Origin of the sequence: Pseudoalteromonas sp. T1lg21 (genome assembly GCF_002964625.1) — a bacterium.
GTDB classification, from domain to species: domain Bacteria; phylum Pseudomonadota; class Gammaproteobacteria; order Enterobacterales; family Alteromonadaceae; genus Pseudoalteromonas; species Pseudoalteromonas gelatinilytica.
On sequence record NZ_PQBX01000056.1, the window covers coordinates 344,730 to 362,938 of the forward strand.

Consider the following 18,209-nt stretch of genomic DNA (forward strand, 5'->3'; position numbering starts at 1 on the left):
GGTGCTAGGTGCTAACAGCATGGTTTTGGATTCGTAAGGGGGTTCCATACCCAATCGACTTTTTTTTCGGCGTTAAAACGCCTCCTACATCTCGTATCTCGTATCTCGTCCCTCGGAACTCGTACCTTTCCCCTTTACTCTTTCCCCTAGCAACTCGCTAACTTGGGTATTTTCAATCTAACTTCTGACGACTGATATCTAATATCTCCATTTCTGTTCGGCGTTAAAACGCCTCCTATAACTCGTATCTCGCCCCTCGAAACTCGTACCTTTCCCCTTTACTCTTTCCCCTTGCAACTCGCTACTCGCTAACTTGTTGGGTTTCGCTGCGCTCCACCCAACATACAATAAGAGCTACCTTTTACTCCCCCGCAAACTTTAACATTCGCGTTTGGTCGGTAAGCTCAATATCCACCAGCTCATATGGGGCTTTAGCTGCTTGAGTGACCGCAAAAGGCATGGTGAAACTATCATAGCTATCAATCTGTTTTGCTACTTCAACCGTTGCTAGTTTGATGCGCTCACCTTTATTACCTTTGCCAGTTAAGGTTGCACGAATAGCATAGCGGCCTGAGTCAGTCACTTGCACTGGCACCTTGGCTTGGTATTTGTTATTGCCAAGCGCAGTGACTTTGGCTTTATCCATACTGATGGTTTGTGAGCTATGTACAAACGGCATTTTTATAGAGCGTTTTACCGTTTGACCGTTCACTTTAGTGTCGACACTAGCCTCAAGCTCGTAGTAACCATTTACCGCACCTAAGGTTTCAAGCGGGTAATTAAATACCGCTTCACCATTTTCGTAACGTACATCTAGCTTTTCGCCATCAGGACTTGAAAGCGTTAACTTCACATCACTATCTTTAAAGCGCTTTTTACCCATACTAAGCTGCATAGCGACACGCTGTTGCTGATCTTTCACTTTAAACTGCGATTTAGCATGCAAAGCATTACTCGATCCTTTTTCAATCACATGCAGTAAGTAGGTGTCGTTATCATTAAGCGCTTGGCTTGTTCTTAGCATTGCTTTGCCATTTACCTGACCTAGCTTGAGCCCAACACTGCCATCGCTAAAGCCAGCATTTTCCATTTGTTCTTGTGCAACCATGGCTTGCATTGGCATTTGTCTAAAGTTGTCATCACGCACCGACAGTTTATCTAGCTGTAAGTCATGAGGCTTAAATACTTCGCCGCTATCAAAACGTGCTTTTGGTGCAATGCGAATAAAATTATCTGCTTGGTTTACAAAGACTGGCACGCCGCGCTTAAGCTCTTTACCCGAAACCTTCTGCCAATATTCAACACTGTCTTTTTCTAATGTTTCCAGTTGAGCGTTCGCTGCTGGTTGAACTTGAGGAAACTGATAAACCGTTTGCTCATTAGCCTGTGCTGCGTTGCTTACAAGCATCATTGCAGCAGCGAGTGTGGTTAACTTATTAATCATAGCGGGCTCCTAAATTCGATTTTTAAGCATGTCTGGCAAACCAAAACAATTGCGTCGACTTTGCTGATGACTCAAAGGTTCACTGCCTTTGGTTCGTGATTTATCGGTAAACCACACTACCCCAGCTAACGACTGAGAACTGCAATTTAAAAAGCCATCTGAGCAGCTATCTAACCAATTTTGTGTCACTTCTAGGGCGACTTGGTTTTGGTATCCGCCGCAATAGCTGTCGCTATCCCATACCGCAGAATCAACATCACTGCCCACCACGGTTTCGAATCGAGACGGTAAGCTTGGGCGGTTCGGTGTGCCATACAGCCACTGTGCGTTATACGACGCCATCCAAGATACCTGCTGTTGCTTTACTGCATCGCTGCCGTAGCCTAAAAGCCAACCTAAACTTTGCTCGAACGAATTACCCGCAATAACTGCATCAGCCAACGGCGTACCACCACTTGAAGGAGCCAGAGCAATGGTACGCGTGACTTTGCTAATAATATATGGATAACGGCTATCCCATGTTGGGTTAGATAAAATCCAACGCACCACATTACCGCCATTAGAATGGGTGATCAGAGTTAAATCAGTGATGTTTTTATTATTGATAAATGTAGTGAGCTGCCCTGCTAAACAGCCAGATGCCGCATCTGCCCACATATACTGATCAAAATCACAATTAATGACCGTGTAATTACTACTGTTTGGTAAACCTTGGCGAACCGTGTCGACAAAACTGCCTGTCCAATAGTCATTATACGCATCGCTTTGCTGGCCTGTACCGTGCACAAATGCGACTCCTTGCGCAGCAAAAGCACTGTGGCTGATACCCGCTGCCAACATTAAAGCTGGCACTAGTGAGAGTGTTTTTATTTTCATGTGTGTTCCTGTTGATTGTAATTATATCTATCAGGTTGGAGGAGTGACCTCCGACCAAAAACATAGACCAAACAGGTACGAAAGCAAGAATAAATTTACAATAATTTAACTTTTGGGTGTTTTTTAAGTACAAATTATTAGTTTTTAGGAGAAAAAAGGGAGGCGAGATGCGAGGTGCGAGATGAGAGATGCGAGGTGCTAGGTGCTAGGTGCTAACAGCATAGTGTTGGTTGTGCCTCCCCTATGACTTTGTTCGGCGTTAAAAACGCCTCCTACGTCTCGCATCTCGCCCCTCGTATCTCGCTAACTCGTTGGGTTTTTAATCTAACTTCTAACGACTGATATCTAATATCTCCTTTTTTGTTCGGCGTTAAAACGCTTCCTTTGTCTCGTATCTCGCTAACTAGTTGGATTTTAATCTAACTTCTAACGACTGATATCTAATATCTCCATTTTTTGTTCGGCGTTAAAACGCCTCCTACAACTCGTATCTCGCAAACTTTCCCCTTTACTCTTTCTAACTCGCTAACTTTTCAATCTGATAGCTGACGGCTGAGAGCTGAGAGCTATTTTGTTCATCGCGCGAAATAAATTTCACGCCTACAGTGCTAGCAAAATAAAACGGTATACATTGCACAATGCGAAATAGTATCGCTGCACGAAAGTACTATATCCAGTCCTGTTTAAATTTCATACGCTGTAAATTAAATGTTAAACAGGAGAACACACAATGAAGCGCCTATTGACGATGATTGCGTTATGCGCAGGTATGAGCACAACTGCTTTTGCAGCATGTAGAGATAACGTTGTACTGGTACATGGTAATACCGCCTCCCCTTCGAGTTGGAATAACACAATCAACGAATTAAAACGAAAAGGGTATGTCGACAGTGAAATTTTCACCCCAGATTGGGGCTCTAAATCTTGCGCGAGTTGCAACGATCATAACGGCAGTGAAGAAACGCCCGTACGTAACGCCATTCTTACTGCAATCAACCAATCTTGCACAGGTAAGATCGATATTATCGGCCACTCAATGGGTGTCACACTCGCAGCCCAGCAAATTTATAAGCTAGGCATGGCATCAGATGTCGATACTTTTGTTGGTGTTGCAGGTGCCGCGCGCGGCCTGCTTAGTTGTGGTGTTTACCCATATAATGTGTGGAATAACACATGTGGTTACTATGGTTTATCGGTTGGCAGCCCATTATTAAATAGCATTTATGGAGAAGCATTAGGCGACAAAGTGTATTCCATAAAGAGCTACTCAGATCAAATCGTCTGCTCAACTGGCACTTGTTATGTGTACGGCATTCACAGCAGCCGATTATGGAATGAAAATGCCACCTACACCTACGTTCTCGGCCACTTTGGTTTGCAAACCGATACGTATGTAAAACAAGTGAGTTTGATTCAGTAGCTGCAAGTTAGCGAGATTGTAGCAGCGATTTTATATCGCGTAGGAATGGTTATAGGTTATAGGTGCTAGGTGCTAGGTGCTAGGTGCTAGGTGCTAGGTGCTAGGTGCTAGGTGCTAGGTGCTAACAGCGTAGTGTTAGTTGCGCCTCCCCTATGACTTTTTTCGGCGTTAAAACGCCTCCTACACCTCGTATCTCGTTCCTCGAAACTCGTACCTTTCCCCTTTAGTCTATCTAACTCGCTAACTTTTCAATCTGATAGATCTTATGCTCATCGCGCGAAATAAATTTCATGCCTACGGATGAGCATTTCAATTTAACTATGCGCAGGCACAATCCAATCTAACTTCTGACGACTGGTTTCTAATATCTCCATTTCTATTCGGCGTTAAAACGCCTCCTACACCTCGCATCTCGCAAACTTTCCCCTTTACTCTTTCTAACTCGCTAACTTTTCAATCTGATAGCTGACGGCTGAAAGCTGATAGCTCCTTTACCCTTTCCCCTTTACTCTTTCTAACTTGCTAACTTGTTGGGTTTCGCTCCGCTCTACCCAACCTACCAGCTCGCTAACTTATGCTTTTACGAACCATACAGCGCTTTCATTAATTGACGCAGGTTCTTTTGATTAGTTTCCGTCTTAACCAGTGCTTTTAAACGGCTTTTAACCTCTGGTTTTGACTTCGCTTGTTGACTCAACGCCGATATAGCGGCACTGCGAATATCTTTCGGGTTACTAGCGTCAGCAAAGGCGTAAATACTATCTACTTGTTTTGCGTCTAACTCATTATTACCCATTGCTTTTAAAATCGCCCCTTGCGTTTTACTATCAGTTTCTTGATTTAGTTGATTACTCAAGTAATTCAAACTGGTTTTACTTGGCATTTTTGCCAAGGCCTCTGCTGCATTTAGGCGTAATCTTGGGCTGTCGCCCGCTAAATAATCACCAATAAGCTGTTGATGATCATAGTCTCCACTATTGCCCAGTGCGGTGATTAGGGCAGATGCTTTTTTATCTGTTGCACTCGAACTCAATGAATCAGCTAACTTTTGGGTTAACTGACTCGAAAACTCACTGCCCTGCTGATTTTTCGCTATAGCCCCCATTACCATTAAAGCACTGTGAGCCAGCATAGAATTTTCTTCATCAAGACCATATGACATTGAATACTCAAAAATCGCCTCAACCTGCATGTCTGTTAACGGCTTTTCACTGTATTTTAGTGCCATTAAACTTCTAAAGCGCTGATTTGGTGAAAATAAACCTTGCTCAACAAACACTTCCGTCAGTAACTGTTTTGAATTAACTGAGTCATGTTTACCTAAGTACATAAACAATTTGCTTTCTAGGGGATCAGCAATTGCCTTTGTTGAAATAAGCTCTTTTAAGCTCTGTAAATACTGATCATTGTCATAAAGAAATTGCAAAAGCGCTTTTCGATCTCCCTCTAGCCAATCCATATTTTTTAAAGCAGTGATAAACGCTTCTGTATTTTTTAAGGGTTGAGGCGGCGCTTTAGGGTAAACCCAATCTGTGCTTAAATTGTTCCATTGAGTAGGGTCTTCGGGTAATTGTAGTAACCTTGCATCATCGGGTATCGATTGATTTGAACGATTTAAACTTAACGTTTGCAGTACTTCAATATTCATATTTCCATCACTACTACTGACTTGAATATGACTATTCCCGAGGGTTTTTGTTAACCAGCACTTATCGTTTTCAAAAGTAAACTCATCACTAATAATGTTCGCCGTTTCCAACTGCATTAGCTTTTTCGCAGCATTAGCGCTTTGTCTAGTGTCAGTTGGCTCTATGTAACTGAGTTTATTACGCTTTAGTTTGTTATCAGCTAAAACCGTGTAGAGTGATTTGTACTGACCGATATCATCACGTTCTTTAACCCAGTACTTATCACCCTGTAAATTTTCAGGGTGTTTTGCACGGTGAAAGGCACGGTATAAAGCAATCAGCTTCTGTTGATCGGCCGGTTTTAATTTAGCATTAAACCGATAATCTAAAACTTCACCTGAGTTATTGTTAATTTTCACGGCAAAAGGCACTGCATATTCATTGCTTGTACTTACCGTTTTATTTAACTTTGCTTGAGCTTGGTACAGCTCAAAACCCAACCAGTGAGATTTCTCTTCAACCAACAATGGCCGATAAATCAGCCGCCCTTGCAAGTCAAACTGACTTTTTGAAGGGCTTTTCATCGAGATAATATTCGTATCTGCTTTTGATTGAAGTTCAGCCCAAACAGTACACTGAGGCACTGCATAAGCCGCCGAAGCATAGCCTAATAGAGTGCCCAATAATAAACTCATGTTAATTAAACGCATTATACCTTAGCCTTCAAACTAATAACTTAAGGTTGCTGATTCGTCTAAAATTGTCCAGCTTTTATCGTACAAAGTGCTGGTATCATAGATAGTTTGAGTTTTAGTTTTCGTCTTAACCGTACAACACCACTTATATTTAGGGTATTTAACATAGACATAAAATTCACCCGAAATTGCCTCAATATCATTTGTTACATCAATTCCTAAGGTTATTTTAGAATCAGTGATAGCTTTAGCTAAATCAGCATAAAGAGTGGCATTAAATGTATCTGCAATAATCAAGAAATCGATACCAACACCGCCACTTGCTATGCCTAGATTTATTTCAGCTGTCGCATACGCATCCATGCTGGCAGTAACAATATCTCCCCCTAAGTCAATACGGCTATTGCTATAAGTTAAACCAACTCCTAAATCTAAACTTCCGCTAACACCTGCCTCAACAGTCACCGGAACAATCACAATGGTGAACGTCGTTTCAACCACTTTTTGCTCTTCGCTCCAGCTATATCCTAAAGATTTGTCTAAGGCCGATAACGTATCGCCCTCATCAATTAACGTATCACCCAGCACACTAAAGTTTGCTGCATAAGTAATTTCACCATCACTTACATTGGCACTCGCTTCAGCACTAGCACTTACCAAACTTGCTGATTTATCAAATAAATAAAGGTCTAGATCTGCTTCAACTAGCCCCTCAGCTGAACCACCATTACTAGAAGAAACATTCATATAGCTATAAAAAGAAGGGCTGATAGCCACAGCATCACTGTCACCATAGGTCGCACTCCAACTACCAACTTTAGCCAAGGTTGTTGCTGCTGCAGCAGTAGTCTGCATCGCTGATACTGAAGCTATTGTAGTTTTATTACTATTTAGTTCTGCCGATTCTGCGGTACTCACTTCATCATGATAAAGCGCATAAGGTACCTCAACGGTAATACTATTATTGTCACTGTGAGCTTCAATTTCTTCTGAGTTATCATGGAAGGTAAATGTCATGCTAAAGCTGTTTTCGCCACCATCGTGATCAAAATTATCGTGTATCGCTTTGAGCAATACACCATTCACAGCAACATCCCAAGGAAAGTAATGAGACTGCTCATGATCAGGAAACTTTATACGCATCGTCTCCATATAAGCTTGCGCTTGCTCATTCCATAAGTGAGCATGATAAGTGGTTTCGCCGATGGTTATCGTTGCACTGATGTCAGCCTCATTGACAGAATTGCCAAATTTGGTGGCATTAATAAAACCGATTAAATCAGGTATTTTTTGCGTAGGTTCACCAGTCCCTGTGGTATCTCGTTTACCCGGACCAGGAAAAACAGCAAAGCCGTCGCCAACTTTAAGTTTATCTAAAACAAAATCATGATAATGGCCATCGCCAATGACTACCGAGCTATAGGTGCTTTCGTCACCAGACTCAATGCCCCGCGACTTATTATCTGTTACATCAACTTCATTTGAGATCACCCCGCTTGTGTCAACAAAAGCGGCAATGACAAATTCACCCGCAGTGAGATCTTCGTTTGGCAAAATTAATGTTGCACTATGATTTTGCTCGCCTTCTTGTAACTGCTCGATATCAAACTCACCTAAATCGTAGCCATCTGGCTCATCTTCAGTTTCAAGCTCAGCGACTTTACTTCTTTCAATCAAAATAAAGGAAACACCTACATGCTCATTCGTTAATAAGGTTGTTTCTGTGCTGAAATCAACAGTAATCTGTTGCCCTGGTTGATAAACGTTATCAGACACTGGGGTCATCGATTTCAACGCTACATTAGCAACAGCTTCTTGTTCAGTAGAGTCATCATCAGAACACCCAACTAGTGAAAGTAGGGATAAAGCCAATACAGCACTAATCCTTTTAGACTGATTCATATCACGATTCCTAATTATTGATTGTAATTTCGACAAACTATTAATTAATAAAACTCATACTTCTACTCAAAGTCCGACAGACTTATTTTCGAAATGGTTAAGCTTTAACCCACTAAATTTGGGGTACAAAAGGTACATATCTCAAAGGGTATATCACAATAATGGATGAATTATGGAGGGATAAAAATTTTTAATAGGTGCGAGGGACGAGGTGCGAAGTGAGAGATGTAGGAGATGTTTTAACGCCGTACAAAAAGGAGATATTAGATATCAGCTTGTAGGTTGGTTAGAGCGGAGCGAAACCCAACATTTGGAGCTATCAGATTAAGAACAAAAGTTAGCGAGTTACAAGGGGAAAGTTTGCGAGTTCGGGGAACTTTCCCCTTTCCCCTTTCCCCTCTCCCCTTTCCCCTCGCTAACTTATCGAGTTTCGCTGTGCTCTGCCCAACACGCTGTTATTAATACCCTTCAAACCTTGTTGCACAACCTATGCCTATGCACTCAACACCACTGTCGAGTTCTAACAGCTCTAAATTATAGCTTTTGCTTACATCTACTTTTTTTAGCGGGTTATTAGAAAGGCTGATATCTACTAAATTTGCATGTTCACGTAAATCAATGTTTTTTAATTTGTTATTTGACAAAAAGAGCACTTGAAGCATGGGGCTTGCTGTTAAATCGATAGTGCTTAAGTGGTTATTACCGGCGTAAAGTGCAGTTAACTTTTTATTATGGCTTATGTCTAAAGCGCTAAGCTGGTTGGCATCTAGGTTTAGTTCGCTGAGCATCTTGAACTTGCTTAAATCTAGGTTTTTTAACTGATTATTTGCAAGCTCAAGGTTACGAATACCACTCGGTATATTTACTTTTGTGAGCTTATTGCCCGACAGATTAAGTTGATACAGTTCAGAATTAACAAGCGTCAATTCGCCTGTCAGCTTATTATCATTAAGATCAAGCCATGTAAGTTTACTGTTAGTGCTTACATCAAGCTTTGAAAGCTTATTACCACTCAGCATTAAAGTCTCTAACTCTTCGTTGTTACTTACATCAATACTCGTAAGGCTGTTTTGGCTTAAATCAACAAGGAAAAGCTGGCTATTGTGGCTTATGTCGATTTCGGTCAGCTGGTTTGGCACTTTCTTATCGGCAGGCCTACTTGTAATGCCACCAATTTCACCAACGATGAAGCTATCTCCTTCATTACTGAGGACGAGTTTTGTTAAGTTACTAAAATGCTCAAGCCCTTTGGCTGAGGTAATACCGCGATCTCTGCAATGTATTTTTGTCACCTCCCCCACAGTTTTATAGCCACTTTCTTGTAAACACGTTAAGAAGTTAGCATCTGCAACCACGCTCTCAATTGGTGTATCGTCATTAGCCGAAGCACCAGCAACCCCAAGATTTAACACAAGCAAACAGGCCAAAGCCATGTTAATGCGCGCAAAGTTCCCTTTTAACATTATTTCACCTTAAAATTTCAACAACATAATCAGGTGGTTAATTAAGAGGTTTCACCACCCAATAGCAAAGAATGCATAATACAGGTTATTTGATCCTTGTACCCATATAAATACAAAAATTCTTTCAAAGTTGTTTTTTAATGGGTTCGCGCGAAATAAATTTCACGCCTACAGTGCTAGGTGCTAGGTGCTAGGTGCTAGGTGCTAGGTGCTAGGTGCTAGGTGCTAGGTGCTAGGTGCTAGGTGCTAGGTGCTAGGTGCTAGCAGCATAGTGTTGGTTTTGGATTGGTAAAGGGGTTAGGCAAATAGAAAGACCTGACCCATGTTTTTTAGCAGCGATTTTATATCGCGTAGGAATGGTTTTAACCATGAACAATTTAATCTAAAAACGCGGGATAAACCCGCTGCTACCTCTTCAGCGCTAAAACGCCTCCTACAACTCGAAACTCGTTCCTCGTATCTCGTATCTCGTATCTCGCAAACTTTCCCCTTTACTCTTTCTAACTCGCTAACTTTCAATCTGATAGCTGACGGCTGAAAGATTCTTTACCCTTTCCCCTCGCAACTCGCTAACTTATCGAGTTTCGCTCCGCTCTACCCAACCTACAACTCGGCATTTTTACGTGAATACATTTTATGTAAGTTCAGCAGTTTATCTTTGAGGCGCTGAGAATAGGTGACGAAATTTGTCAGCGTACCGGCATCTTTTCGGTTGGTATCAGCAAGTAGCATTAATAACTTACGCTGCGCCTGATTCAGATGCAATTGCAACGACCTAGCTGCTTTATCTATTTCGTCATTTTTAGGTTGTTCTAAATTCTCGCTGGTATGGGTGAACAAGGTCAGCGTATCACTCGAAAGTTCGCGGATCATAATCAAAATATCGCTTTCTAATTCTATAAATTGTTCATTCATAATCCGCTTGCTTTCAAACAGATCAATGATGGAATCATGAATTTGGAACAAATAATCAAAGCGGTTAATTTGCAGCATTAACTCTCGTGACTGCTCTTCATCATTGATTTTACTAACAATAGTAGTGAAATAAGTGATGTATTCCTTCTCAACAAAACTGGCATATTCCAAGCGCTTTTGTGCAGTATCTTGAATACCTTTGTAGTTAGTCTCTAAGCTCAGCGTGACCTGATTGTAGTTTTCTTTTAAAAAATTAAGCAGCTGCTGGTTGCCTGATTCTAACTTATCGACGACATGCTGAAACTCTTCATCCTCTTGGTAAGTCGGCAATTCAAGGCGTTCAAAGTCCATTTTTCCTTCACCAAGCAAAAAATCGACAAAGCGCGTAAAGGGGTTAACAAAAGCAATAAAAACTAAACTGGCAACCACATTAAAAATAAAATGAATATTTGCCAGTGCGACAGCGGGATCAAGCGTAATTTCACTTAACTTATCACCAAACAATAAAATGAAAGGCAGAAATAAAAGCACCCCACCCACATTAAACAACAGGTGGCTCAACGCCGCTTTCTTTGCTGCGATATCCATACCAAACACAGAAATCATAGCAGTCGCTGTGGTACCAATATTCGCCCCCATAATAATGGGTACCGCGTTCTCAAGCCCCAAAATACCTTGCTGAGTAAAAACAATGGCAAGCCCTGTAGTCACCGAACTCGACTGCACCATAGCAGTAAATACACAGCCCACTAAAATCGCTAAAAGTGGGTTTTGCGGCTGCGTTAAAATCTCAATTAATGCAGGGTTGTTTTGTAATGGCGCAAGTGATGATGAAATCAGGTTAAGGCTAAAAAAGACAAAACCGAAATAGAAAATCGCCTTACCAAAAATAGAAAAGCGATTGCGAGTCAGCGACAGAAAAAAGCCAATAATAATAATCACAGGAGCAAATACCGTCAGCTTAAAAGCCACCAGCTGAGCCGTTATCGTAGTGCCCACATTTGATCCAAAAATAATACCGACACTATTTTTAAACGTTAACACCCCCGCATTTACCAAGCTTATCGTGATCACCGACGTCGCAGAACTCGATTGAATAAAGGCCGTCACCACAGCACCAATTAACACCCCAAAAATAGGAATGTTAGTCGCGCGACTCAACGATTTACGAAAGCGCTCTCCCGATATACTTTCAATTTCCCGAGAAAAGTTCTCAAGCCCAAAAATAAAAAGGATAATGGCGGTTAGCCCAGCCATGGCTATGTTCAGATTTTCCATTCGCTTATAAAGTGCTGATATTGTTAATCAAGATCGATACAAAAAGTATAGATTTGAGTACCTTATAGCGCAATGATCGAAAACAAAGTAACTGGTTTTAGGGGTTAGTTAGCAAGTTAGCAAGTTAGCAAGTTAGCAAGTTAGCAAGTTAGCAAGTTAGCAAGTTAGCAAGTTAGCAAAATTGTAGCTGTGTTTTATATCGCGTAATCAAATGAATTGTAGACGTTATGCATGTATGGCGCGTTTTAAGTAGACATAGCGCGAAAAAAATTTCATGCCTACGGTGCTAGGTGTGGGTTTATGTTGGTAAAGGGGTTAGGGAAAAACCTGACCCCTTATTTTTCTAAACCGGAACTTACTACTGGGTACTCTTTTAGTTTTTGGTTCCCTTAATTTTGGATGTACCAAAGTCTTTGGCAGGATAAACAAACTGACTATAATTTACATCAGAATCTATTTTATTATTTGGAAAAACTACTTTACCTTTAAGCATAGATTTGATAGCTAGAATTAGCTCATGCTTTAGGTTCTTTGGCTTTTGTCCCACACGATACCAGTGAGCTCTGAGAAATGTAAGTATAACCTTCTCTCGCTGCTCCTGCGACTTCAACATTAATAGAGAGTGAATAAGCATTAATGCTAATAATACAAAAAAAACAAAACCTGATTTTACCGTTTCACCTGAGCGTGTAAGATAGAAGGTAAAAAGACCAAGACCAAAAATAACGACCAATGAAAACACTGCTAGAAACCTTGCAGAGCTTGAAATAATCTGGGTATTGCTTTTTTCAAAAAAATTATTATCTCTTTCTTTCTGTTTAGTTTTCTCACTTTCTTTATTTTTTATTTTCTTCGAAATGACTTCACTAACTCCTACAGCTTCATAAAAAAGTAAGTCAAGCAGAAAAACCATAGCCACGTAGAGTCTTGTTACAATTGATAAAATCCTTTTTAAGTCTTGACCAATACATTCTGAAAGATAGTAAATTGAGTTATTTTCATTTCTAAGCCTAGTAAATATGTTTTTCTCGTTAGATGACATAGATAGCACTACAGCAGCTCTATAGTCATTAGAGTCAGAAATTATTGCAATTCCTTTTGCCACCAAAAACTCAAAAAACTGCTTATGAGGAAATCTAAGGTTAGTATTACCACCTGCGGCGTCGTTAATTAAGAGGCCAGCGCTACAAACTTCCGTTGTTATCGTTTCAATTCGATCAGCAAGTTTATCTTCTGCATAACGCTTTTCAAATTCAATTACCCCTTGAGCTACATCAGGTGAAACACCTTCGGCCTTGCTCATAGTAACGATGATTTCGTAAGTTTCTCTCACCATATCTGAGATTTCAGAGCGTGATATTGTATTTTTATATTTTAACCCTGACATTTTCCATGCAACGCATATAGTGAGTAGCTCCCTTACCTGCTTCGGTAATACTAAGTATCTAGAACCAGTTGGTGCGTCAAGTCTAACTCTGTCTCTTTCTAATTCAGCCTCTTTTCTTGAAAAAACAGCCTGTACATATCTCTCAATTAGATCAGCACCTGTTAGTTGCGCTCCCGCTAATTGCACCTCAGCTATTTGCGGCCATATCGTAGCAACAACAGGTAGCATGGATGGTCGACTTACAATATCAAAAAAATCCTTATTATCAGCAATTGCAGAAATGATTCCACCTCTTACCTCAGGTTCAAAACCCCTACATGCAAATTCAATTTGTTTTATAGTAAGCTTTTTAAGAGTCCAAACCTCAGTATAACTTTCTCCACTAGCTCCTCTGTTAGCTTGAGTCCTTAAAGTTCTATTGACCTCTTCCTCATCCAAAAAGAAGTTGGGGCGTCCAGTGAAAACTAATTTAGTATTTGGATAAGCAAATTTCCAAAGAGCATTAAAGTGTTGATGTCGATAAAATCCTCTTCCCGCGTTTCTTAATTCGTCAAAACCTTCAAAAATAACTACTGCTTCGCCTGATTTTATCAAATTCATTACTTGTTGAGGTAAAAGACGATATCGTGCACACCATGAAGAAATAAAAGTCAAAGGATCCGATTCACACGGGCTCTGCCCTCGCAACTCGATCAATAAGGGAATACGCCCTTCGATTTTCCCTGTAGCTAGAAATTTCTTTGCCCAATCAACGCAATATTTCATTAACACTGTACTTTTACCTTGCCCATACTCTCCTGTCAGAGCAATATGCCCATTACTATTACGATCCAACCAATTTTTAAAACTTTCATCAAATGGGACTGATTGTGACCCGCTAGCATTAGTTGTAATATTCAAATCAACAAATGAATCTTGTAATGTAGCTTTTGTGCCGCCCACAAGAGTATTTTCGAAGGCAATAACAAGCTCTCTAGCATAATTATATAAATCTAGCCCCTTAAGAATCAGTTGTCGTGAAGAGTAAAGCTCAACATTAACACCATTTACACAAAGCACTTTATCGTCACAATCAGCATCTTTATGCGATAAATATATTGCAAATACTCGCCAATCTTTAAGCTCTCCATGTTTTAGCTGAACATTATCAACACGCGTATTAATATTACTAACATCTTGAATATCGTCTAAAATAAAAACAATGACTTTTTTTTTCTGTTCTATAGTTAGTCCAAGAATCTCACCTATCCATATTCTATCTTCATCTCTCCATCCATCATCAGGGAGTCTTATTTCGCTTAATGCTGAAACTAACATATCACGCAAAAGATCTTTCGTTGCGATTGGTTTTGGTATTTCAGCTAGCTTTTCTTTCCAGTTACTAGCAACATCGCTAGCAATAGGATCAGACTGCCTTTTTAAAAATAGTTTTAGCTGCTCTGCACTTAAAGCTAGGAGATTGTTATTTAAAAATTTTTCCTCCAAATCCATCTCAGAAACCCGAGTTGGGGCTTCCCAGTTTTTTATTGCTATTTCGCCAAACTTATATATGAAATAAGACAGGATTAAAATAATGGGTAGAGTGATATATGCCGGAGCATTCGTTGTGATAGGGCCAAAACCTAAAATCTCAAAAACTTTCGAAATTAATGCTGTTGGTAACGTTGATGACAATGAAGATAGCCCAAACATAAGGCATAAAACTATCGATGAAACCACAGATAAAGCAAAACGTGCTTTTGAAGCCTTCATACGCCATCTCATCCATAAAAATATAAATAAAGAGATAACGAATAAAGCTCCAAATATTAAAAGCGAAGAAACCATAACTAACAGCCAAAAAACTCATACAATTCAAAGAATAGTAACACAAATAAAACATTTGTTATTATTGAAATAACATCACTATGAACTAGGTAGGTTTTTCCATGTTAATTTAATACTCCTTAAGAGCTTAGTCAGTCTTGCTTTTTTACTTTATCTAACCCTTAGCGCGAAAGAAATTTCACGCCTACGGTATCGGGTTTAGCCTTAGCAATGTGAGGTACTCTAACTTAAAACTTATTGCTTACAGCTCCTTTACTCTTTCCCCTCGAAACTCGTATCTTTCCCCTAGCAACTCGCTAACTTTCCCCAAAACACAAAAAAGCCGTTACATTGCTGCAACGGCTTTTTGGCATTTGAATTTAATCAAACCTTAGTCACGGTATGTCTCAACCGCTGGGCATGAACAAACTAGGTTACGGTCGCCGTATACGTCGTCGATACGGGTTACTGTAGGCCAGAATTTGTCTTTTGCTACGCTTGGCACTGGGAATGCTGCGTAGAAACGGTCGTATGCACGATCCCACTCATTGCCTAGTACGTCTGCTTGTGTGTGCGGTGCAAACACTAGCGGGTTGTTTTCAATTGACCATTCGCCAGATGCGATACGGTCGATTTCTGACTTGATTGACACCATTGCTTCGATGAAACGGTCGATCTCAACTTTAGACTCAGACTCAGTTGGCTCAATCATTAGTGTGCCAGCAACTGGGAATGACATAGTTGGTGAATGGAAGCCGTAGTCTTGTAGACGTTTAGCTACGTCCATTTCTGTTACGCCTGTTTGCCTTTGATTGGGCGTAGGTCAACAATACACTCGTGCGCAACGCGGTTGTTACGGCCACGGTATAAAATTGGGTAGTGCTCGCTTAGCTTCTCAGATAAGTAGTTAGCGTTCACGATAGCCATTTCTGTAGCTTGTTTTAAGCCTTCAGAGCCCATCATGGCAATGTATGCCCACGAGATTGGTAAAATAGCTGCTGAGCCGTAAGGGGCAGCAGAAACCGCACCGTTACCGATGTTTGTGCCAGCAACATTAATTACGCTGTGGTTAGGCATAAATGGCGCTAGGTGAGATTTAACACCGATAGGGCCAACACCTGGACCACCACCACCGTGTGGAATACAGAATGTTTTGTGTAGGTTAAGGTGCGATACGTCAGAACCGATTGAACCTGGGCTTGTAACACCAACTTGCGCATTCATGTTTGCGCCGTCCATGTACACTTGACCGCCGTGCTGGTGCACGATGTCACAGATTTCACGAATTGTTTCTTCGTAAACACCGTGTGTAGATGGGTAAGTGATCATGATACAAGATAGGTTTTCAGATACCTCTTCGGCTTTCGCTTTAAGGTCAGCCATATCAACGTTACCGTTTTTATCACAGTCAACAACCACGATTTTCATGCTTGCCATTTGTGCAGACGCTGGGTTTGTACCGTGCGCTGAACTTGGGATCAAACATACGTTACGGTGACCTTCACCGCGTGACTCGTGGTATTTACGAATCGCGATTAAGCCTGCGTATTCACCTTGTGCACCTGAGTTAGGTTGTAGTGATACTGCATCGTAACCTGTGATGTTTACTAACCAATCATGTAACTCAGTCATCATGATTTGGTAACCCGCTGCCTGATCAAGTGGGCAGAATGGGTGTAAGTTTGCAAACTCAGGCCAAGTGATTGGGATCATCTCAGCTGTCGCATTAAGTTTCATCGTACATGAACCTAATGAGATCATTGAGTGGTTAAGCGCTAAGTCTTTGTTCTCTAGGCGCTTGATGTAACGCAACATTTCAGTCTCGCTGTGGTACGAGTTGAAGTTAGGGTGCGTTAAAATTTCGTCATCGCGTACTAGGCTTGCAGGAATTGAGTTGCTGCCATTTACTTCGATTTCGTTTGCAAGTGCATCAACGCTCAGACCGTGGCCTTCACCTAAGATGATGTCGAATAGCTCAGCTACGTCTGCACGGGTTGTTGTTTCTGATACAGAAATTGAGTATTCACCTGCGCGGTTAGACGCAAAGTTAACGCCGTTTGCTACTGCACGTGCAACGATTTCGTCTTTATTATCTGCAACAACAGTCAGTGTATCGAACCATGTGTCGTGCTTAAGGTTTACGCCTTTCGCTTTTAAGCCTGCCGCTAAGATGTCTGCAAAACGGTGAATACGCTCAGCGATAGTTTTAAGGCCTTGTGGACCGTGGTAAACCGCGTAGAACGCTGCCATGTTCGCTAGTAGAACTTGCGCTGTACAGATGTTTGAGTTGGCTTTTTCACGACGAATGTGTTGTTCACGTGTTTGCATTGCCATACGTAGTGCGTCGTTACCTAAACGGTCTTTAGAAACACCAATAATACGACCTGGTAGTGAACGCTTGTACTTGTCGCGTGTTGCGAAGAATGCAGCGTGTGGACCACCGTAACCCATAGGTACACCAAAACGCTGTGCTGAACCAAGCACTACGTCTGCACCTAATTTACCTGGTGCTTTAAGCAGTAATAAGCTCATGATGTCTGCAGCAACACAGGCAATCGCTTTTTTGCTTTGTACGCCAGCGATTAAATCAGTTACGTCAGTGATTTCACCGGTTGTTGATGGGTATTGGAATAACGCACCAAAAATGTCGTGGTCTAGTGCTTCAGCTGCTTTACCAACGATAACGTCAAAACCGAACTGCTCTGCACGAGTTGCAACAACGTCGATTGTTTGTGTGTGTACGTCTTCAGCGATGAAGAATGTGTTTGATTTAGACTTAGCAACACGCTTTGCAAGGCCCATTGCTTCTGCCGCAGCCGTTGACTCGTCAAGTAATGACGCGCTTGCTAGGTCAAGACCAGTTAGGTCTAGGGTCATAGTCTGGAAGTTTAATAATGATTCTAAACGACCTTGTGCAATCTCTGGTTGGTATGGTGTATACGCAGTGTACCAGCCTGGGTTCTCAAGTACGTTACGTAAAATTACGTGTGGTACGTGAGTTGGGTGGTAGCCTTGACCGATGTATGATTTGAACACTTTATTTTTGCTTGCTACTGATTTTAAGTAGCTTAGTGTTTCAACTTCAGTGCGGCTTTCGCCAATTGATAAACCTTGCTCTAAGCGAATGCTTGCAGGTACCGTTTGACCGATCAGCTCTTCAACACTCGATACTCCAAGAGCGCTCAGCATGTCGCTTACTTGCGCTGGGCTTGGCCCAATGTGACGGCGAATAAAATCTTGCTTTTGCTCTAATTGTTCAAGAGATTTGGCGTTTGACATTTGTCCAGATTCCTATGATCCAAAAAAAAGTGGTTACTGCCAATGGGTAACTGGCAATAACTTAAAAACGTGTTGATTTAGTAACTTACAGCGTATGGAAAGGTAAGCTATAAAAT

At 41.2% G+C, this 18,209-nt stretch carries 8 protein-coding genes and 1 pseudogene; 1 reads left to right on the forward strand and 8 read right to left on the reverse strand.

Translation table 11 applies throughout. The features are described 5' to 3' along the window. Positions 1-361 precede the first annotated feature (361 nt). Entirely contained in the window at positions 362-1,444 is a 1,083-nt protein-coding gene (locus tag C2M25_RS11845; RefSeq protein ID WP_105181194.1) for a DUF4785 domain-containing protein, read from the reverse strand. A gap of 9 nt (positions 1,445-1,453) precedes the next feature. After that, positions 1,454-2,320: a hypothetical protein gene (locus C2M25_RS11850; RefSeq protein ID WP_199775177.1), complete on the reverse strand. Its 867-nt coding sequence runs from the start codon at positions 2,318-2,320 to the stop codon at positions 1,454-1,456. A gap of 730 nt (positions 2,321-3,050) precedes the next feature. Between C2M25_RS11850 and C2M25_RS11855 the strand changes: the two genes are divergently transcribed. Continuing rightward, on the forward strand, positions 3,051-3,740 hold the full coding sequence (locus C2M25_RS11855; RefSeq protein ID WP_063700501.1) for an alpha/beta fold hydrolase: 690 nt from the start codon (positions 3,051-3,053) through the stop codon (positions 3,738-3,740). A 580-nt stretch (positions 3,741-4,320) separates the two neighbouring features. Here the strand turns inward: C2M25_RS11855 and C2M25_RS11860 are convergent. The 6 genes and pseudogenes from C2M25_RS11860 to gcvP form a co-directional block, all read right to left on the reverse strand. Next, positions 4,321-6,078 (reverse strand): HEAT repeat domain-containing protein, encoded by a 1,758-nt coding sequence (locus C2M25_RS11860; protein ID WP_105181195.1) that lies wholly within the window; start codon positions 6,076-6,078, stop codon positions 4,321-4,323. Between the two features lie 18 nt (positions 6,079-6,096). Next, complete coding sequence (locus C2M25_RS11865) at positions 6,097-7,965, reverse strand: hypothetical protein (RefSeq protein WP_105181196.1); 1,869 nt, start codon at positions 7,963-7,965, stop codon at positions 6,097-6,099. A 458-nt stretch (positions 7,966-8,423) separates the two neighbouring features. Further along, positions 8,424-9,428 (reverse strand): hypothetical protein, encoded by a 1,005-nt coding sequence (locus C2M25_RS11870; RefSeq protein ID WP_105181197.1) that lies wholly within the window; start codon positions 9,426-9,428, stop codon positions 8,424-8,426. A gap of 603 nt (positions 9,429-10,031) precedes the next feature. Continuing rightward, on the reverse strand, positions 10,032-11,621 hold the full coding sequence (locus C2M25_RS11875; RefSeq protein ID WP_063700508.1) for a Na/Pi cotransporter family protein: 1,590 nt from the start codon (positions 11,619-11,621) through the stop codon (positions 10,032-10,034). A gap of 373 nt (positions 11,622-11,994) precedes the next feature. After that, a complete protein-coding gene (locus C2M25_RS11880; RefSeq protein ID WP_158679717.1) occupies positions 11,995-14,760 on the reverse strand; it encodes an NACHT domain-containing protein in 2,766 nt (921 codons plus the stop codon). 445 nt (positions 14,761-15,205) lie between these two features. Then, a pseudogene (gcvP, locus tag C2M25_RS11890) lies at positions 15,206-18,093 on the reverse strand (aminomethyl-transferring glycine dehydrogenase). Between the last annotated feature and the right edge of the window lie 116 nt (positions 18,094-18,209).